Source organism: Rhodococcus sp. IEGM 1306 (assembly GCF_036541985.1).
In the GTDB taxonomy this organism is placed as follows: Bacteria; Actinomycetota; Actinomycetes; order Mycobacteriales; family Mycobacteriaceae; genus Rhodococcus_F; species Rhodococcus_F qingshengii.
In genome coordinates this window covers 32,233-52,042 of sequence record NZ_JAZHFF010000015.1, presented here as the reverse complement: position 1 = coordinate 52,042, position 19,810 = coordinate 32,233, and the positions used below count along the sequence as shown (strand labels likewise).

At 64.6% G+C, this 19,810-nt stretch carries 11 protein-coding genes; 6 read left to right on the top strand and 5 right to left on the bottom strand.

Annotated elements, in window-relative coordinates; all coding sequences use genetic code 11:
* Positions 1-80: 80 nt before the first annotated feature.
* On the top strand, positions 81-713 hold the full coding sequence (locus V3587_RS27890) for a hypothetical protein (protein WP_202022615.1): 633 nt from the start codon (positions 81-83) through the stop codon (positions 711-713).
* A gap of 21 nt (positions 714-734) precedes the next feature.
* On the opposite strand, the gene V3587_RS27885 is transcribed toward V3587_RS27890, so the two are convergent.
* Positions 735-1,406: an MspA family porin gene (locus tag V3587_RS27885; protein WP_003943954.1), complete on the bottom strand. Its 672-nt coding sequence runs from the start codon at positions 1,404-1,406 to the stop codon at positions 735-737.
* Positions 1,407-1,741: 335 nt separating this feature from the next.
* On the opposite strand from V3587_RS27885, the gene V3587_RS27880 reads away from it, so the two are divergent.
* On the top strand, positions 1,742-3,574 hold the full coding sequence (locus V3587_RS27880; protein WP_283377503.1) for a glycosyl transferase: 1,833 nt from the start codon (positions 1,742-1,744) through the stop codon (positions 3,572-3,574).
* 9 nt (positions 3,575-3,583) lie between these two features.
* Here V3587_RS27880 and map read toward each other — a convergent pair whose 3' ends face one another.
* Complete coding sequence (gene map, locus V3587_RS27875) at positions 3,584-4,348, bottom strand: type I methionyl aminopeptidase (protein ID WP_283377504.1); 765 nt, start codon at positions 4,346-4,348, stop codon at positions 3,584-3,586.
* Positions 4,349-4,397: 49 nt separating this feature from the next.
* Between map and V3587_RS27870 the strand changes: the two genes are divergently transcribed.
* From V3587_RS27870 to V3587_RS27860, 3 genes are all read left to right on the top strand, one after another.
* Positions 4,398-4,667, top strand: a complete 270-nt coding sequence (locus V3587_RS27870) for a helix-turn-helix domain-containing protein (protein ID WP_003943854.1) — start codon at positions 4,398-4,400, stop codon at positions 4,665-4,667.
* 82 nt (positions 4,668-4,749) lie between these two features.
* The gene (locus tag V3587_RS27865; RefSeq protein WP_283377510.1) at positions 4,750-8,004 is read left to right on the top strand and encodes an arabinosyltransferase domain-containing protein; all 3,255 of its coding nucleotides are present in this window, start codon (positions 4,750-4,752) and stop codon (positions 8,002-8,004) included.
* 73 nt (positions 8,005-8,077) lie between these two features.
* Entirely contained in the window at positions 8,078-11,380 is a 3,303-nt protein-coding gene (locus V3587_RS27860) for an arabinosyltransferase domain-containing protein (RefSeq protein ID WP_283377505.1), read from the top strand.
* Here V3587_RS27860 and V3587_RS27855 read toward each other — a convergent pair.
* Positions 11,377-12,327: a DMT family transporter gene (locus V3587_RS27855; RefSeq protein ID WP_075831808.1), complete on the bottom strand. Its 951-nt coding sequence runs from the start codon at positions 12,325-12,327 to the stop codon at positions 11,377-11,379. The genes V3587_RS27860 and V3587_RS27855 overlap by 4 nt on opposite strands.
* A gap of 73 nt (positions 12,328-12,400) precedes the next feature.
* Here V3587_RS27855 and V3587_RS27850 point away from each other — a divergent pair, with 73 nt between their 5' ends.
* Positions 12,401-13,312: a LysR family transcriptional regulator gene (locus tag V3587_RS27850; protein ID WP_007731813.1), complete on the top strand. Its 912-nt coding sequence runs from the start codon at positions 12,401-12,403 to the stop codon at positions 13,310-13,312.
* On the opposite strand, the gene V3587_RS27845 is transcribed toward V3587_RS27850, so the two are convergent.
* Positions 13,309-14,850, bottom strand: a complete 1,542-nt coding sequence (locus V3587_RS27845; RefSeq protein ID WP_003943957.1) for an acyl-CoA carboxylase subunit beta — start codon at positions 14,848-14,850, stop codon at positions 13,309-13,311. The two genes, V3587_RS27850 and V3587_RS27845, sit on opposite strands and share 4 nt — an antisense overlap.
* Complete coding sequence (pks13, locus tag V3587_RS27840) at positions 14,847-19,790, bottom strand: polyketide synthase Pks13 (RefSeq protein ID WP_277377844.1); 4,944 nt, start codon at positions 19,788-19,790, stop codon at positions 14,847-14,849. The genes V3587_RS27845 and pks13 overlap by 4 nt, the downstream gene beginning before the upstream one ends.
* Positions 19,791-19,810 lie beyond the last annotated feature (20 nt).

Sequence of the window (19,810 nt, the reverse complement as noted above, 5' to 3'; positions counted from 1 at the left end):
GTTTCCGAAACTGCCGGGGTACTCAGCCCCTCCAAGCGCAGTCGAGCAAACGGCCGCATCAACCACCGGCGGGGTAGGTGATGACAGTGAGCGAACTCGTTGCGCAAAGCCGCGAGCTTGTACCGCATCGTGCAGTTCTCGATTCCGCAGAGCATGTTCTGGTCATTGCGCGCGGCAAACCGTTCGGGCGCGAACAGGCTTTCCATGAAGTGTTGAGCGTCGCGATTCGCAATCGCATCGAAGTACTCACTCTGGCAAGGGCTCTCATCGACGTGTCCGAGTCCCGCGACTACCGCGCGATCCCGACCGACACCGCGCACACCGTTGCGGTGCTCGAATGGGGCGAGCTACTCGAGATCCCCACCGAACACCACGAGAAGTCCAGGGCCGAGTCATCCGAGGACGTCGATGAATCGAGTGAACCCGACGATCCGATCGAACCCGAGTATCTGGTCGAGACCGACGTGGGCGGACGGGTCGTCTTCGTCGCCCTCGCGTTCACGATCGGCGGGATAGTCGGATTCTTCGCGCACGACTGGGCACTTCTGCTTCTGATCACCGCCGTGTACCTCGTGTGGATCGCGGCACGGTTGGTCGCGAAACTCGTCAGTGTTTCCCGTAGTGCCCACTGGGCGGACGCTTCGCCGATTCGTGGCGCCGATTCGACCACAAGGAACGCGGAAAACTCCCACCATCACGCTGTTGCAGCGTGACGGCGGGAGCATCCGCTTTCGCTAAAGCCTCTGCGGTACACCGTAAGTGACGACGGTATCGCCATTCGACGTGACAGCCTTCGCGTACGGCCTGATGGTCACCGGCCCGATTGCTCCCTGTACGTAACCGTGAACTCCGGACAGACGGACAGCGGCTTCGGGACCGTCGAACTCCTGATCTTCGAGCAGCGCGACGTCGGTGATACCGCCCGGCGCCAGGTCGACGTCCAGTTCCTGCGACGGAATGATGTCGCCGCCGATGACGAACCCATTGGAAATATCCAGGCCCAGTTCGAAATCCGGAACCAGACCGATCCCGAGGTTCGTTCCGCTCTCGACTGCCCAGTCGAGACCAGGACTGTTGAGAACGACCGTCGCGCCGGTCAGCGCGATCGGGTAACCGATCTGATAGCCGATCGTCAGCTTCGTTCCGGTGAAACTTGCTGCATCCGGGCCGTCGATCTTCACGCCGGCAACCCCGTCGTGGAAGAACTCGACACTCAGCGGTGAGCTGTCGAGAGGTGGAAAGACGTGGATAGCGGTATCAGCCTGGAAGACTTCTATCCGATTTCCTTTGACGTCGGTGATCGAACTGGTGTTGTCGACGCCTGCCGACGCCGTCCCACCCCCCAGGACAACGGCCAACAAGGCCACTGCTCCTACTGCGCTACTACGAACTGCTGTCTTCGACATGCACAAGCACCATCCCATCCGGTATAGGCCCCGGACGTAGGTTCCAACTCTTCGTCGAGGATGGGATTCGTCGGGGCTGCCTGAACAAACGCGAGCAAGATCCTTGTTGCGATACCCCGGTCACGAACCCGTCAAACGGTGCACGAAAACATTACTTTTCGGACAAGTCGGGCGGACCGGTTTGTCCCGCTGAGTGCGCCCGCTCGCGGACGCGAACCGTTTTGTTCGTTACTCTGACAGAGGAAGTTATCGAATCGAGACCTAAGTAGGCCACCCCGAACTTCTGAGAACTGCCACTTCAGGGATGGGCGCCAGAACCGAAAGGCACCGACTGCATGACCGAGACCTTGCCCGACGTCCAACTGCTCGAAGAAGCACGTCCAGGGCGAGTCCGTTCAGCAGTGCGGCGCTCGGTCGTCCAGCGCGGTCGTCTGGTCGACCTCGCGATCATGGCGACGTTCACCGTCGCGGCGATCTACGTGATGTCCAACCTGTGGAGCGATCTGCAGTCCGGCTATCTGTTCAACGCGGGCCGCGACCAGGCCATGTGGGAATGGTTCTTCGCCGATACCGCTCACGCCCTCGCCCAGTTCCGCAGCCCACTGTTCAGTGACCTGCAGAATTACCCGCTCGGCGTGAACCTGATGGCCAATACCGCCATGTTCGGGATCAGCATCCCGCTGGCCCCGATCACATTGATCTTCGGACCGACAGCCACGTATGCGATCGGACTGACTGCCGGCCTCGGCGGCACCGCTATCGCCTGGTACTGGGCATTCTCGCGGCACGTGCTGACCGGCGTCTCGGTCCGCTCCAAGATCGCCGCCGCCGTCGGCGCGGGGTTCTGCGGATTTGCACCGGCCATGATCTCGCACGCCAACGGCCATCCGAACTTCGTCGCGTTCTTCGTCCTTCCGTTCATCTTCTTGCAGGTCGTGCGCATCTCGAACGGCAAGCGTCCGGTTCGCGACGGAATCGTTCTCGGCCTACTCGTCGCGTGGCAGATCTTCCTCGGCGAAGAGCCACTCCTCATCTTCACGATGTCGGCCATGGTGTTCGGCGCCGCATACGCCCTGCCCGACCTGGCCAAGTCACGCCAGGCGATCAAGCGTGCGATGCCCGGCCTCGTGATCGGCGGTGCAGTCACACTCCTGATCACCGCAGTGCCGCTGTGGTCGCAGTTCTTCGGCCCAGCGAGCTACGACGGCGTCTCACACGGTCAGGCCGGCAACGACACCGCTGCCCTCACCACGTTCCCGACCGAGTCGGTTGCGGGAGATCCCGAGGGCGCCGAGTTCCGGATGAACCCGACCGAGGAGAACGCGTACTTCGGGTGGCCGCTGGTGATCCTGCTCCTCGGTGCCACGGTGTGGCTGTGGCGCATCCGTCTGACCCGCGCTGCCGCCGCCGTGATCGTAGTCATGGGTGTGCTCTCGCTCGGTTCCGAACTGATCATCGACGGCGACAGGACCGGCATCACCCTGCCGTGGAAACTTCTCGCCGACCTGCCGCTGTTCGAATCGGTGCTCGAATCCCGATTCGCCATGGGCGCGATTCCGGCGATCGGACTGCTGCTCACCCTCGGCACCTACCGCGCTTTCGTCGAACTTCGTGGACCGCGCCGCACTGCTGCCGGTGTCTGGCTGGTAACACTCGCCGTCGCGATGATTCCTCTCATACCGACCCCCATCGACGCCGATCAACGATCTGCGACGCCCGAATTCATCACCAGCGGCTCGTGGGAGAACTACGTCAGCGACGGCACCCTGGTGACGGTTCCCGTCGCGAGCGCCGAAGACGCCCGCGCACTGAGCTGGCAGGTCGACGCCGACTTCGGCTTCCCCATCGCCGGCGGGTACTTCGTCGGCCCGGATTCGAAGACCCGCGCCGGAATCTACGGCGCCGAGTCCCGGCCCACCTCGACCCTGCTGGTCAATGCCAAACAAACCGGCAAGGTCCCGTTGATCGACGTGGGCACCAGAGCGAACGCACTGACCGACCTGCGGTACTGGCACGCCGACGTACTGGTGCTTCCCCGATTCTCCGGCGACGACGCCCTGCGCCACACGGTCGACGAACTGGTCGGCTTCGACGCCAAGCGCGTCGACGACGTGTGGGTGTGGGACGTACGAGACCTCGTGAGCGGCAAGACCTCCAACCAGAGCTGAGCGGGTTGATCAGCGGGTCATGATCACCGGACCGTCTTCGGTGATCGCGACCGTGTGCTCACTGTGCGCAGCCCGGGCGCCCGAAACGGTGCGAAGGGTCCACCCGTCGGCGTCGTGCCGGTAGTCGTCGGTTCCGTCGGCGACGAGCATCGGTTCGATGGCGATGACCAGGCCGGGACGCAGCCGGAAGCCTTTGCCTGCTCGACCTTCGTTGGGCACGTCCGGGCCTTCGTGCATCTCGCGGCCGATGCCGTGCCCACCGTGATCGGCCAGCATGCCGTACCCGCGGCCACGCGCGTACTGTCCGATCGCGGCACCGATGTCGCCCAATCGGTTTCCGGGCTGGGCAGCGGCAATGCCACGGGCAAGTGCCTCATCGGTCGCGTCGATCAGTGCCTGATCCTCACTACTCCCCCGCCCGACAGTGAAGCTGATGGCGGAGTCGCCGCACCAGCCGTCGAGTCTCGCGCCGCAGTCGATGCTGACCAGGTCACCGTCGCGAAGCCGGTACTCATTCGGGATACCGTGCACCACAGCATCGTTCACACTCGCACAGATGGCGCCTGGGAACGGCGTCGATGCCGTTGCCGGCCGGTAGTTCAAGAACAGCGCCGAGGCGCCGGCCGCCGAAATAACCTCCGCGGCAACGGCGTCCAATTCGAGCAACGTCACCCCGACGCTTGCCGCCTCACGCGCCGCAGCCAGAGCCTGCGCCGTGATTCTCCCAGCCGCCGCCATCGCGTCGATTTCCCCTGCGGTCTTGATTTCGACCATTTCGAACACCTTCCTTGTCGAATAACTATACCGGTATTACTATAAGCACATGGTGCGCGTGCCGCTGACGGCGGAAGAACTCGAACGAGGACTACGACTGGGTGAACTCCTGCGATCGGCGCGGGGGGACCGAAGCATGGTTCAGGTAGCGCTCGACGCCGGTATCTCGGTCGAAACTCTGCGCAAGATCGAAACCGGCCGCATCGCGACACCCGCCTTCTTCACCATCAGCGCGGTCGCGGAAGTGTTGGGTATTTCACTCGACACCATCGCCCGAACACTTGAAACACCACAATCCGAACAGGAAGTTGCATCCTGAGTAGTTCTCTCAGGATGTGCGGGCCCGCACTCGCCTAACATCGTTCCTTGTGCCGTCTGAAGTAGTAGTGCCCCCGAAACCCGTGCCCACTGGCCCCGAAGCTCCCCGAGAATCGGATTCCCAGAGAGTCCGGACGGCACGACTCATCGCGATAGTCACCGGCCTTCTTGGCCTGCTTCTTGCACTCGCTACGCCCTTCCTGCCCGTCAAGCAGGAAGCCGCGAGCATCGACTGGCCGCAGGGTGGGACCGTCAACAGCGTTTCGTCGCCGCTGATCTCCTACTCGCCCACATCGCTCGACATCAGCATTCCCTGTTCCACCCTCGGCCAGTTGGGCGGCAGCGGCGGCACACTGCTCTCGACCATGCCGAACGGCGCGCCGGACCGAAACGACCGCGGCCTCACCGTCCGCACCACTGCCGACCGCCTCGAAGCACTCACCCGCGATTCGGTATTGATCTCGACCCCGCTCGATCAACTGAGCGGGTGCACGGCGATCACCATCACGACCAACTCCGAGCAGACCGTCGCGGCGGTCACCGGTATCGACGGCGTCGGCACCACCCTGACCGGTGACTACCGCCCACAGGTTGTCGGCATCTTCACCGACTTGCAGGGCGCAGCGCCCGCCGGACTGTCCGCCCACATGGACGTCGACTCCCGGTTCTCGTCCAGCCCCACACTTCTCAAACTGTTCGCGATGATCGTCGCGGCACTCTCGACCATCGTCTCGCTGTACGCACTGCACCGGATCGACGGCGTCGACGGCCGTCGTGCACGGCGGTTCCTGCCGGCGCGATGGTGGAAGTTCACCGGCATCGACGCCCTGGTTATCGGCACGCTGGCGCTGTGGCATGTGTTCGGCGCCAACACTTCCGACGACGGTTACCTGCTCGGCATGGCCCGAGTCTCGGAGCACTCCGGGTACATGGCCAACTACTTCCGCTGGTTCGGCGTCCCCGAAGCGCCGTTCGGTTGGTACTACGACGTGCTGGCACTGTTCGCGAAGGTCAGCACCGCGAGCATGTGGATGCGCCTGCCCGCGTTGATCGCCGGCATTCTGTGCTGGATGGTCATCAGCCGCGAGGTGATACCGCGACTCGGTGTTGCGGTGCGCCGCAACAAGGTTGCCATCTGGACGGGCGGGCTCGTGTTCCTGGCCTTCTGGTTGCCGTACAACAACGGCCTGCGTCCCGAGCCCATCATCGCCCTCGGCGCCCTGCTCACGTGGTGCTCCATCGAACGCGCCATCGCCACCGGACGTCTGTTGCCCGCCGCGATGGCCGTGCTGATCGCCGCATTCTCGCTGGCCGCCGGGCCTTCCGGGCTGATCGCCATCGGCGCGCTGATCGCCGGAGCCAGGCCGATCCTGCAGATCCTGATCGCCCGCGGCAAACGCGTCGGCTTCCTGTCCCAGATCATGCCGATTCTCGCCGCCGGAACCGTGGTGCTCGTCGCGGTCTTCGCAGATCAAACCCTCGCGACAGTTCTCGAATCGACCAGAGTGCGAACGGCCGTCGGGCCGAACGTTCCGTGGTTCGAGGAACGGTTGCGTTGGGACGCACTGATGACCATCTCCCCCGACGGCTCACTCGCACGCCGCTTCGGCATGTTCGTCATGATCGTCGGACTCGTCTTCTGCGTCATGATGATCCTGCGCAAGGGCCGGATCCCCGGCACCGCGATCGGGCCCTCGCACCGAATCCTCGGCATCGTGTTCGCGTCGCTGCTCCTGATGCAGTTCACCCCCACCAAGTGGACTCACCACTTCGGTGTGTACGCCGGTCTGGCCGCCACGGTGGCCGTCCTCGCTGCCGTCGGTGTGAGTGCGTCGAGCATGCGTTCCAAACGAAACCGCGCGCTGTTCGCCGCGGGCATCCTGTTCATCCTCGCTGTGGCGTTCACGAGCTCCAACGGCTGGTGGTACGTCTCGAGTTACGGCGTCCCGTGGTGGGACAAGCCGCCGTCAATCGCCGGCAAGGGATTCTCGACGGCCTTCCTCGGCCTCACGATTCTCGCGCTGCTGCTGGCCGCGTGGTACCACGTCATGGAGCCGCGCCGGCGAAACGGCACGGAGGACAGCGTCAAGAAGACCAGGCGACTCCGCCTTCTCGCCCCGTCACCGTTGACCATCGCGGCCGGAGCGGTCGTGCTGTTCGAGGTGCTGTCCCTGCTCAAGGGCGCGGTCGCGCAGTACCCCGCGTATTCGATCGGCAAGTCCAACATCGAATCCGTCTTCGGCGGAAGCTGCGGTCTCGCGGGTGAGGTACTCGTCGAGTCCGATCCGAACGCCGGCGTTCTGCAATTGACGGATCGGCCCACCGATCTCGCCGGCGCAGGTGCATTCGGTGCGAGCGAATCAACCGGGTTCTCGCCGGACGGGGTTGCAGGCGACCTCACGGCCGACGCAGAAGACTCGACGGCAGGCAGTGCAAACAGCCTCGACACCTCGACCTCGCAGTCCGGCACCACCACGCCGGGAACCGGATCCGGCACCGCCGGTGGCTCGCAGTCGACGGCCGGCGTCAACGGCAGCAACGTCGCGCTCCCGTTCGGGCTCGACCCCGCAAAAACCCCGGTGCTCGGTAGTTACGGAGCACCTCAGAACGCGTCACTGACCACCGGTTGGTATTCACTCCCCGAGCGCAACGACGCCGCACCGCTCCTGACCGTCGCGGCCGCCGGACGCATCCGCTACGTCAACTCCGACGGCATCGTCACCCCCGGCGCAGTGCTGCAGGTCGAGTACGGCAAGAAGCAGGCCGACGGGAGCGTCGACGCACTGGGACGTGTCGATCCGATCGACATCGGCCCGTCGCCGTCGTGGCGCAACCTGCGCATTCCGATGGATCAGCTGCCCGCCGACGCCGACACCGTGCGTCTGGTGGCCAGTGACACCGACATCAGCGCCGACCAGTGGCTGGCGGTCACACCGCCACGAGTGCCGACCATGCGCACGCTGCAGGACGTCGTCGGATCCACCGATCCCGTGCTGATGGACTGGGCTGTCGGTCTGGCCTTCCCGTGCCAACGTCCGGTGGATCACCTGTACGGCGTCGCCGAGATCCCCGACTGGCGCATCCTGCCCGACCGCATCGGCGCGGAGTCCACCAACGCCTGGCAGGACCACTACGGCGGCGGACCGCTCGGCTGGACTACCGAACTGCTCTCGGCCAGGGCATTGCCGACCTATCTGGACAACGACTGGGATCGTGACTGGGGATCGCTCGAGCAGTACACACCGCTCGATTCGGACGCGGTTCCCGCGCAAATGAACGTCACCACAGAGACCCGATCGGGCACCTGGACACCGGGCCCGATTCGTTACCAGTCGTAACTGTTACGCGTGGACCTACCAACCACCTGGGCACGGTAGGTCCACGCTCAGCCCTGACATACCATCGGTAGCCGTGCCCGACGCCGTGACAGCTTCACCTCAGACTTCGAGTTCGCCGCCTCCTGCTGGTCAGGATGCCCGCGAGCGTTTCCATCGCACGCGATGGGTCGCGATCATCGCCGGCTTGCTCGGCTTCGTGCTCGCACTGGCAACTCCGCTGCTTCCCGTCGTGCAGACGACGGCTTCGGTCAACTGGCCGCAGAACGGCGTGATCGGCGACGTCGAGGCACCGCTGATGGCGCAGGTTCCCATCGACGTCAACGCGTCGATCCCCTGCACCGCGGTCAGCTCGCTGCCCGAGGGCGGCGGTATCTTGCTGTCGACGGCACCTGCTCAGGGCGACGGCGGCGCGCTCTCGTCGATGTTCGTCCGCGTGTCCGCTACCAGCGTCGACGTGCTCGATCGCAACGTCGTCGTCGCTTCGGCGGCACGCGAGGACGTCGAGTCCAGTCGCTGTGGCGCCATCGCGTTCAGCTCTGACGTCAACCGAACCACGGCAGAGTTCGTCGGACTGACCTATCCCGACGGCAACCCGATTCGTGGCCAGCTCGACGGTGACTTCCGCCCGCAGGTGGTCGGCGTCTTCAGCGACCTGCCCGACGGCGCTGCCCCCGAGGGCCTCGGCTTCTCGATGACGATCGACTCACGTTTCTCCTCGAGCCCCAGCGTCTTGAAGCTGGTCGCGATGATCGTGGCAGTCCTCTCGACCATCGTCGCGCTGGTCGCCCTGGCTCGCCTCGACGGCACCGACGGCCGCAAGCACCGACGCTTCCTGCCCGCACGCTGGTGGAAGTTCTCCGGTATCGACGGAGTGGTGGTCGGCACGCTCGTCGTGTGGCACTTCATCGGCGCGAACACCGCCGACGACGGTTACCTCCTCACCATGGCTCGAGTCTCGCCGGACGCGGGATACATGGCCAACTACTTCCGTTGGTTCGGCGTTCCCGAGGCCCCGTTCGGCTGGTACTACGAAGTCCTGGCCGTGATGGCGAAGATCTCGACCGCGAGCCCGTTCATGCGTCTGCCCGCTCTCCTCGCCGGAATCCTGTGCTGGATGGTCATCAGCCGCGAGGTCGTCCCGCGTCTCGGCCGGGCGGTTCGCCGGAGCAACGTCGCCCTCTGGACCGGCGGGCTGGTGTTCCTGTCCTTCTGGCTGGCGTACAACAACGGTCTTCGCCCCGAACCCATCGTGGCTCTCGGCGCACTGCTCACCTGGTGCTCCATCGAGCGCGCCATCGCGACCGGACGTCTGCTGCCCGCGGCCACGGCAATCTTGATCGGCGCCTTCACTCTTGCCGCCGCACCCACCGGATTGATGTGTATCGCAGCCCTTCTCGCCGGTGTGCGCCCGTTGGTACGCATCGTCGTCAAGCGTCACCGACTGGTCGGCACACTGCCGCTTCTCGCTCCGATCGCCGCTGCCGGAACCATCGTGCTGGTGGTCATCTTCGCCGACCAGACCTTTGCCGGTGTCATGGAAGCCACGCGCGTCCGAACGATCATCGGCCCCAATCTCGAGTGGTACCAGGACTTCCTGCGCTACTACTACCTCTTCGTCCAGACAGTCGACGGCTCGGTTGCCCGACGCTTCGCGTTCTTGACGATGATCCTGTGCCTCTTCACGACGCTCTTCGTGTTGTTGCGCCGCGGCCGCGTCCCCGGTGCGGCAACCGGTCCGTCGTGGCGCCTGGTCGGCGTCGTCTTCGGCACGATGTTCCTGATGATGTTCAACCCCACCAAGTGGACTCACCACTTCGGTGCGTACGCGGGCATCGCCGGTTCTCTCGCCGCGCTGACCGCCGTGGCCGTGTCCGCGTCCGCCCTGCGCTCGCGTCGTAACCGATCGGTGTTCGTGGCCGGACTGCTCCTGATGCTCGCGTTGACGTTCGCCGGCATCAACGGCTATTGGTACGTCTCGAGTTACGGCGTGCCGTGGTTCGACAAGACCATCTCCTACGACGGCCGTGAATCCAACACCCTGTTCCTCGCGCTCTTTGCTCTCGCCTTGGCCTTTGCCGCCTGGCAGTACCTGCGTGAGGGATTTGCCGCCCCGCCCGAGAAGCCGAACACGGCCAAGGGCAGACGAATTCGCAAGTTCGCGGCCGCTCCCCTCACCGTGATTGCCGGTCTGATGGTCCTGTTCGAGGTGCTCTCGCTACTCAAGGGTGCAGTGTCGCAGTACCCGGCGTACTCGCTGGGCCGAAGCAACATCGAGGCACTCGCGGGCAAGACCTGCGGCATGGCCGAGGACGTTCTGGTCGAGACCGACGTCAATTCCGGGAATCTGCGGCCTCTGACCGCTCCCGGATTCAACGCCGAGGATCCGTTGTCCGGAGTTGATTCGAAGGGCTTCTCCCCCAATGGGGTTCCCAGCGATCTGACTGCGGATTACATCGAAGTCAAGCAGGGCATGGGCAATACCGACAGCCAGAGTGTCGGTCCCACCTTCGCCACCGGTTCCGGTGCCGGAACCAGCGGCGGCACCGGCAACGTCGGCGTCAACGGCAGCACGGCCAAGCTCCCCTTCGGCCTCGATCCGTCGAAAACGCCGGTCATGGGCAGCTACCAGCCTGGCGTGCAGGAACCTGCTTCCCTCATCTCGAGTTGGTACGGATTGCCCACTCGCAGTGAAGAATCACCGCTGGTGGTCATGTCTGTCGCCGGGCGTGTGTGGTCCGTCGACAACACCGGTGCGATCACGTACGGCCAGTCACTTCTGGTCGAGTACGGCAAGACTCAGCCCGACGGAACCGTGCAGGTTCAGGGTTCGTACATGCCGCGAGACATCGGACCCGCGCCGTCGTGGCGCAACGTCCGTATCCCGATCGACGAACTCGCGCCGGACGCGGACGCCGTTCGGGTGGTCGCGTTCGATCCCAACCTCACGGGCGATCAGTGGATGGCATTCACGCCGCCGCGCGTGCCCAAGCTCGAGTCCCTGAACTCGTACATCGGCAACGAGCAGCCGGTCCTCCTGGACTGGGCTGTCGGCCTTCAGTTCCCGTGCCAACGTCCGTTCACACATCAGAACGGTGTGGCCGAGATGCCGAACTTCCGCATCCTCCCGGACCGTCCTCTTGCGGTCAGTTCCACCGACACCTGGCAGTCCGCGGACAACGGTGGCCCGCTCGGATTCACCGAGGTTCTTGCCGGTGCGACGACGGTTCCTACGTACCTGAAGGACGACTGGGCGCGGGACTGGGGATCACTCGAGCGGTACGACCGGTACTTCCCCAATGCGGTTCCGGCAGAGGTGGAGACGGGCACCGCAACCCGCTCGGGCATGTGGATGCCCGGCGAGATGCGAGTGCACTAGCCTGCGCTACCTACTCGGGTGACTGCTCGGGTGCGACGTACGGAGACGGCCGAGACCGCTCCGACAACGACGACGCACCCGAGTAGTTGCCCAACGCCTGGCCGTTCGCCGAGCAGCACAACTGCCAGCAGCACGGCGAGAACCGGTTGCATGAGCAGGAGCGTCGCGCCCACCTCGGCGGGAAGCCGAGGGAGCGAGTTCCCCATCAGCATCCAGCCGAACACCTGGCCGACCAGTGCCAGTGCCGCGAGCCAGCCGAACGCTTCCCAGCCCGGGACGAAATCGATCCGGCCCCACAGTGATCCGATGACGGACCCGGCGATGCCCGCGGACGTCGTCGAGATCAACACCTGGCTCGCTGCCCGATCCGCCTCGCCCGTCCGGCCGACCACGAAGATGTAGCCGCCGTAGGCGATTCCGGAGACGAGCGAGAGCGCCGTTCCCCACAGCAAGTCGTCGCCGGTTCCCCCACCCCCGAACACGCCGCCCGCCAAGGCGATTCCCGTGAACATGAACGGCAGGGCGAAGACGAACCGCATCGGCACCCGATGGCCGAACACCAACCAGGACAGTGCGGGCACCACGACCACCTGCACGTTCACGACGACGCTCGCCATCCCCGCGCCGATCATCAGAATCGACTGCGACCACAACGCGAAATCCAGTCCGAGCAGCAGACCGCCGAGCACCTGCAGAACGACTGCCCGCCGGCTCGGCTTGCCCACCCGGCGGTACTCCCGCCACGCCAACCACAACAGCGGCGGCAGGGCCAGGAAGCAACGGAAGAAGACGGCCGTCGAGGGCCCGACATCAGCCAACTTGATGAGGAGCGAACTGATCGAGATCGCGGCTGCGCCTCCGACGACGAGCAATCGAGGGTCGATGCGCCCCCGAGGAGTTCGGGTGGGTGTCGGTGTCTGCGCGGTCGCGGAGGTCAGAGTGGTCACTCGACAATGTTCCTGCCGCTAACTATTCAGCACAAGCAAATGTTCAGACCGTATATTCGGTAGCATTGCTACTGTGTTGAATCTCGAAAGACTCCGCGCCCTGCACGCCGTCGCCGAGAACGGATCAGTGGCGGCTGCCGCCCGCACCTTGCATGTCACACCGTCCGGGATTTCGCAGCAGTTGAACAAACTCGAGCGCGAGGTCGGTGTTCCGCTCCTCGAACCGCAGGGCCGCGGTGTGCGACTCACAGAAGCGGGCCGAATCCTCGCGCGCCGAACCGCAGAGGTTCTCTCGACGCTCGCTCAGGCCGAGGCGGAAATCGCGTCGCTGCAGAGCGAGGTGACGGGCCGCGTACGTATCGGCGCCCTGGTCTCCCCCAGCAGGACGGTGCTGCCGCGAGCCATCGCCGAAATCAGGCATGCGCACCCGCAGCTCGAAATCACCTTCAACGAAGGCGAATCCGAAGAACTGCTCCCAGCACTGATTCGCCGCGACCTCGACGTCGTGGTGGTCGACAGTTGGAGCACTCTGCCCGTCGAACTTCCCGACGGACTCTCCTTCACGCCCGTGTACGACGACGTGGCGCTGCTCGCTCTCCCGGCGTCACATCCGCTGGCGGAGAACAAGGTCGTCGCGCTCAGCGAGCTGTCCGAGCATGCCTGGGCGACGTGGACCCGGGGAACGGACTTTCACACCTTCACCGTCAGGACCCTGCGCGCGCAGGGGTTCGACCCACGAATCGAGTACGAGGTCGCCGAGTTTCCCACCCAGGTCGAATTCGTCGCTCAGGGCCTCGCCGTCGCATTGATTCCACGTCTGGCGAGAGTTGTACCGCCGGAAGGTGTTCGAATGCTCGACACGGTTCCGCCGCTCGGCCGAGACATCTACCTCGCCTGGCGGACCGACAGCGAAAGGCCGGCCGTCCTGGCGGCGATAGAAGCGCTACGCCGCCAGTTCGACGCCCTCGGTGACAAAAAGAACTAGAGCGGCATCAAGTTGTGCTTGCGCGGGTTCTTGAAGATCGTCTTGTCCGCGAGCAACTTCAGAGCCTTACGGATCTCGAGACGCGTCTGCGAAGGCTCGATCACCGCGTCGATGTATCCGCGCTCGGCCGCGATGTACGGCGTCGCGACGAACTCGTTGTAGAAGTTGATCAGCTGAGCACGCACCGCGGGTGCATTCTCGCCGGCCTCGGCGAGCTGACGCCGCCCCATGATGTTGACGGCACCCTCGGCGCCCATCACGGCGATACGAGCGGTCGGCCACGCGAGGTTGATGTCGGCACCGAGCTGCTTGCAGCCCATGACGGCATAACCGCCGCCGTACGCCTTACGAACCACCACAGTCACCTTCGGCACAGTGGCTTCGATGTACGAGAACAGGAAACGCCCGCCGCGCTTGATGACGCCGACCTTTTCCTGATCGACGCCGGGAAGGAAGCCCGGTGTGTCGACGACGAAGACGAGCGGGATGTTGAAAGCGTCGCACAGACGCACGAAGTGAGCGGCCTTGTCGGAGCTGTCCGCGTCGAGGGCGCCGCTGAGGTACGTGGGCTGGTTGGCCACGACACCGACGGGCAGGCCGTCGACGCGGGAGAATCCGGTGATCACGTTGTGCGCGACCTGGGCTCCGATTTCGTGGAAAGTGCCGTCGTCGAAGATCCGCAGAATGATGTCGTGCATGTCGTAGCCGGCATTGTCGGCATCCGGCATGAACGCATTGAGTTCGAGATCCGACTCGGTGATCTCGGGTTCGAGGCCCGGGTTGATCAGCGGCGCCTTCTCCTGGCATGACGACGGCATGAAGCTCAGGTACTCACGCACCCAGTCGAAGGCAGCCTTCTCGTCGGGAGCGACGTGATGGATGTTTCCGTACTCCGCCTGCTTGCGGGCTCCACCCAAGTCCTCGAGGCTGACCTCTTCGCCGGTGACCGACTTGATGACGTCGGGTCCGGTGACGAACATGTACGACTCTTCGGTCGCGACCACGACGTCCGTGTTGATCGGGGCGTACACGGCACCGCCGGCGCATTTACCGAGGATGACCGAGATCTGCGGGCACAGGCCGGACAACGGCTCCTGACGTGAACCCATGTTGGCGTACCAGGCCAACGAGGAAACGGCGTCCTGGATGCGAGCTCCACCGGAATCGTTGATACCGACGACCGGGCAGCCCACCTTCAGCGCAAAATCGTTGACAGCTGCGACCTTACGGCCGAACATCTCTCCGGCGGCACCGCCGAACACCGTCTGATCGTGCGCGAACACGGCTACCGGACGCCCGTCGACGGTTCCGTGACCGGTCATGACGCCGTCGCTGTACGGGTTGCCCTCGCCCGCCATCTTCACCAGGGCACCGATCTCGATGAAGCTACCGGGGTCGAGCAACATGTCGATGCGCTGGCGCGGCGTGCTGTGCCCTGCTGCATCGCGCTTGGCAATGGCCCGAGCCGAGCCGGGTTCCTTTGCCTTCTCCAACTTTTCGCGGAGTTCAGCGAGCTTCTCCGCGGTGGTTGTCGTCACTTCTGAACTCCGGTTTCCGCTGCTTTGGTCTGAGCTGTCTCGATCTGGGCCAGCTTGGTGGTGAGGTCTGCCGCAACCTTCGCGATGTACGGCTCGTCGACGATCTGCAGGTGGTCCCCGCCGATGTAGACGACCTCGAGGTTCTTCACGTAGTCACCCCAGCCACCATCTGCCTTGCGGGTCTTGAATGCAGGCTCGAGCGTCATCAGCTCGTCGTGGTACTTGTCAGCCATGTAGAGCACGACGTCGCCGTCGTAACTGCTGAACTCGGCCGTCTGGATGGCGCGATTGTCCAACCACGACGTCCGCTGATGCTCGATGATGCCGCCGGGAATCTTGGCGCCGCTCATCTTGATCATGTCCATCAAGATCTGGATCTGATCCTCGTCGGCTTCGGTGGAAGCCAGAACGTCAAGCGGCAGCGGCACATCCAGGTTGTAGGTGCGCTTGGCGAACTTGCCGTAGCGCTCCCAGCGCTTGCGTCGTTCCGCCTCGGTGTCCGGCACGACCTCGCCGGCCATGACGGTGTCGAGCAGCCCGACCACACGCACGTCGGCGCCCTGCTCGCGCAGCAACTTCGCGACCGCATACGACATCACGCCACCGAACGACCAGCCACACAGCACGTACGGCCCGTCGCCCTGGATCTCACGCAGCAGCGGAACGTAAGCAGCAGCGCGGGTTTCGATCGAGCCCTCGACCCGCTCGAACCCGTACATCGGCGTGCCGGCGGGCAGGCGCTTGAGCAGAGGCTCGTACGTCACCGTCGAACCACCGGCAGCATGGAAGACGAATACCGGTACGGCAGTGGAACCTTCGGGACGGGCACGCAGAGTACGTACGAGTCCGTCGATCTTGCCGTCGTCCTCGAGGTACTGGCGAACGACGTCCGCAAGCTCTTCGATGGTGGTGGAGTCGAGAACGTCGTCGAGAGTGATCTCGCCGCCGGCACGCTCGGAAAGCCGAGCAGCAAGCTTCTCGGCGACCTCGTCACCGACGATCGGCAGATCGTTGAAGATGCCCTTGGCCGACTTCCCGGTGACAACCGCCCACGTCGCAAACGTCAAGCGCTCGGCCGCATCTCGCGGCGGAACGTCCGAGCCTGCGTCGTCGGCAGTTCCGGCTCGAGAAGGATCGGAAGGCGCAGCAGCAACCGGAGCAGTGGTAGGTAGTTCCACTGCCACCTCTGCGGGAGCAACGTCCTCGTCAGCAGCGTCGGCCGCCAACTTCTCCGCGGCCTGCTTGTCGGCCATCGCCTGAACCTCTTCGCGATTGTCGATCGCGTAGCGCAGGTACTTGTTGACCTCGTTGAGACTCGCATCCTTGACTGCCTGGAGCTGGAGCTGCGGAATGTCGAACTCGTACTCGACGCGGTTCTTGATACGCATCGCCATGAGCGAGTCGAGACCCAGTTCGATGAGCGGAACCTCGGCCGGCAGATCCTCCGGCGAGTACCCCATCGACTCGGCTACCACGATCTTGAGGCGGTCGTCGAGGCTCTGCGAACCGTTCGGATCCCACTTGTCTCCGGCGTCTTCGACGACCTCGGCCAGGGATTCCATCGGCGCACTGGTCTTGACCGGCGCGCTGACGACCAGCTCGGGCAGCGGCTCACCGGACGTGACGACGGCGTCGAAGAGCAGACGGAACGTAGCACCCTCACGAGCGTGCACCTGCACCGACGCTCCACCCGGATGCGGATTGAGTGTCGTGGTCAGGGTCGCAGCGCCGGCCAGCTCACCATGGGGAACGGCAGCGGTGAGAGCGACATCCGAGAGCACCTGTCCGGCAGCAGCGCTCACGAGCACAGCCAGATCGGTGACGGCGGATGCGTCGACCTCCCACACGTGGCGGCCGTCGGGCAGAGCGACGTGCGAACCGGGTACGCGAGCCGAACCGCCGGCACTGACGCGAATGTCGAGCCAATACGGCTTACGCAGGAATGCGGTACGCGGAACCGAAGCGAAATCGCCTGCGGGAAGCAGAGACTCGAGGTTCACGGCATGGCCGTGCACGTACAGCTGCGCGAGAGCGGCAAGAACACCCGCGGACTCGTCTTCCTTACGCTTGAGCGTCTGGATGAGCTCCATGTCGTGCAGGCCCGAATCGAACGCGGTAGCCGCCACCGACATCAGCGTCACCGGATTGGGTGCAAGCTCGACAAAAGTGGTGTGGCCGTGGGCAACTGCACCGCGTACCGCGTTGGTGAAGTACACGCTGTGGCGAAGACCCTTGACCCAGTACGCCTCTTGATGGATCGGCTCGTGACCGGGGCGGTAGAAGGTGTCCTTGTCGACGGACGAGTAGACGCCGAGCTTCAACGTGGTCGGCTCGATACCGGCCAACTCGGCGGCAAGCTCACCGAGCAGCGGATCTACCTGCGAAGTATGGCTGGCGCCCTTGGTCTGCAGGACACGCGCCATCTTGCCGTCGGCCTCGGCGGCCGCGACGATCGCCTCGATGTCCGGCTGTGGTCCACCGATCACCGTGTGCGTCGGAGCTGCGTAAACACAGACCTCGAGCTTGGGGTACGTGGGCAGCAGCGCCTCGATCTCGGATGCGCTGTACTCGAGCAGAGCCATCAGACGGATGTCGTCACCGACAAGTGCGCCCTCGGCCTCACCCATCAGCCGTGAACGTGAACAGATCACGCGGACAGCGTCTTCCAGGTTCAGACCGCCGGAAACGTACGCGGCAGCGGCCTCACCCATCGAGTGCGGAACCACGGCTTCGGCCTCGGCGCCGTGGTGACGCAGCAACGCGGCCAGACCGACCTGGATGGTGAAGATTCCCACCTGGGCTGTCTCGACGTTGTACTCGATCGAATCGTCGAGGAACATCTCGACCATCGAGTAACCGGCCTCGTCCTGGATCAGCGCGTCGACCTCGTCGACGGCCGCCTTGAAGGCCGAGTTCTCCGTGTAGAGCTGCTTGGCCATCTTGCGGTGCTGCGAGCCGAAGCCCGAGAACACCCACACCGCGCCCTTGGGCGACGGAGAGTCGGCCGAGAAGACTCCTTGAGCAGGCTTGCCTGCGGCGACGGCGCGCAGCGAGCTGATGGCCTCGGAGCGCGTCTTCGCCAGAACAGCGGCGCGCGAGCGTCCGTGGTTGCGACGCGCGAGTGTGCGGGCGACGTCGGCGAGGGGCGTCTTGCTTCCCTCTTCGGTTTCGAGCCAGTCGGCCAGGTCAGCGGCTGCGCGGCGACGACGCGACGGCAGCGCGCCGGACACGGCCAGCACAACGGTGCTCTCGTTCTCTGCTGCCGGTTCGTCGACCACCGGGGCATCCACAACCGGTTCATCGACTACTGCGTCGGCAGGCACGTACTCCTTGACCACGACGTGCGCGTTGGTTCCACCGAAACCGAAACCGGAGACACCGGCGACAGCCTTGCCGGTGTAGCGCGGCCAGTCGGTGGCCTCGGGCGTCACCTGCAGGTGCGACTTCTCGAAGTCGATGTGCGGGTTCGGGCCCAGGTAGTTGATCGTCGCGGGAATCTTGTTTTCCTGCATCGCCAAAACGACCTTGATCAGGCCGGCGGCGCCCGCAGCTGCTTCCAGGTGCCCGAAGTTGGTCTTCGCGCTACCGAGCAGTGCCGGCTTGTCTTCGTCACGACCACGACCGACGACACGACTGAGCGCGTCGGCCTCGATGGGATCACCGAGATCGGTACCCGTTCCGTGCGCCTCGATGTAGTCGACGGTGGTCGGCAAGATTCCGGCGTCGCGGTACGCGAAACGCAACACGTCGGCCTGGGCATCGGGATTGGGGGCGAGCAGACCGTTGGAACGGCCGTCCTGGTTGACCGCGGATCCGGCGATCACCGCGAGGATGGAATCTCCGTCACGCTCGGCGTCTTCGAGGCGCTTGAGCACGACGAGTCCGCCGCCCTCACTGCGAACGATTCCCTGAGCCTGAGCGGAGAAGGCACGCAGTTTTCCGTCGGGAGCGAGCATCCCGGTCTGATCGAAACCGAGGGTTCCGGGAGGGGCCAGCAGCATGTTGACGCCACCGGCCAGCGCGATGTTGGAGTCACCGCTGCGCAGCGAGCGCACAGCCTCGTGAACGGCAACCAGCGAAGACGAACACGCGGTGTCCAGAGCGATGGACGGTCCACGGAAGTCGAAGAAGTACGAGACCCGGTTCGCGACGATCGCCGTCGACGTTCCGGTCAACGCGTACGGGTGCGCCGTCGTCGGATCACTGACCGCGAGCAACTGGTAGTCGTTGGCGGAACTGCCGATGAAAACACCGACCTGCTTGCCCTTGAGCCCACTCGCCGGAATGCGAGCGTGCTCGAGTGCTTCCCACGCGAGTTCGAGTGCGAGGCGCTGCTGCGGATCGACGTTGACGACCTCGAGCGGAGACATCGCGAAGAACTCGGCGTCGAAACCCTTGACGTCGTCGAGGTACCCGCCCTTGGTGTTCGCGTTCTCGACCGCGGCCTTGATGGCGGGATCCGACATGAACTCGGCCCAGCGGTCCTCGGGGAGGTCGCTGATGCCGTCGCGTCCGTCCGCCAGCATTTCCCACATGTCCGAAGGCGTGTGCCCGGCACCGGGGAATCGTGTGGACAGTCCGACGATGGCGATGTCGTGAGCGTCCGTCGTGCCGCCTGAGACGTAATACGAGGCGTCGACGGTCTCCTCCGGCGCCTCGGGCTCACCTTCGATGATCCGAGTAGCCAGCGAAGCGATGGTGGGGTGTTGATAGGCAACCGTGGCGGTCAGCGTGACGCCGAGCAGATCCTCGATGTCTCCGCTCAGAGCAACTGCGTCCCGCGAGGCGAGCCCGAACTCTTCCATCGGGCGATCGTCCGTGATCGAACCCGCTGGCTGACCGGTCGCGTTGGCGATCCAATTGCGAAGCCACTCACGCAGCTGCGCGACACTCATCTCGCTCACAACGTCTTTGCTCTGCGCACCATCTTGTTCAACCATCAACTCACCAAGCCACCGAT

Coding starts and splice junctions, on each gene's coding strand:
- V3587_RS27890 (WP_202022615.1), top strand. CDS start 81: ATGACAGTGAGCGAACTCGTTGCGCAAAGCCGCGAGCTTGTACCGCAT.
- V3587_RS27885 (WP_003943954.1), bottom strand. CDS start 1,406: ATGTCGAAGACAGCAGTTCGTAGTAGCGCAGTAGGAGCAGTGGCCTTG.
- V3587_RS27880 (WP_283377503.1), top strand. CDS start 1,742: ATGACCGAGACCTTGCCCGACGTCCAACTGCTCGAAGAAGCACGTCCA.
- map (WP_283377504.1), bottom strand. CDS start 4,348: ATGGTCGAAATCAAGACCGCAGGGGAAATCGACGCGATGGCGGCGGCT.
- V3587_RS27870 (WP_003943854.1), top strand. CDS start 4,398: ATGGTGCGCGTGCCGCTGACGGCGGAAGAACTCGAACGAGGACTACGA.
- pks13 (WP_277377844.1), bottom strand. CDS start 19,790: ATGGTTGAACAAGATGGTGCGCAGAGCAAAGACGTTGTGAGCGAGATG.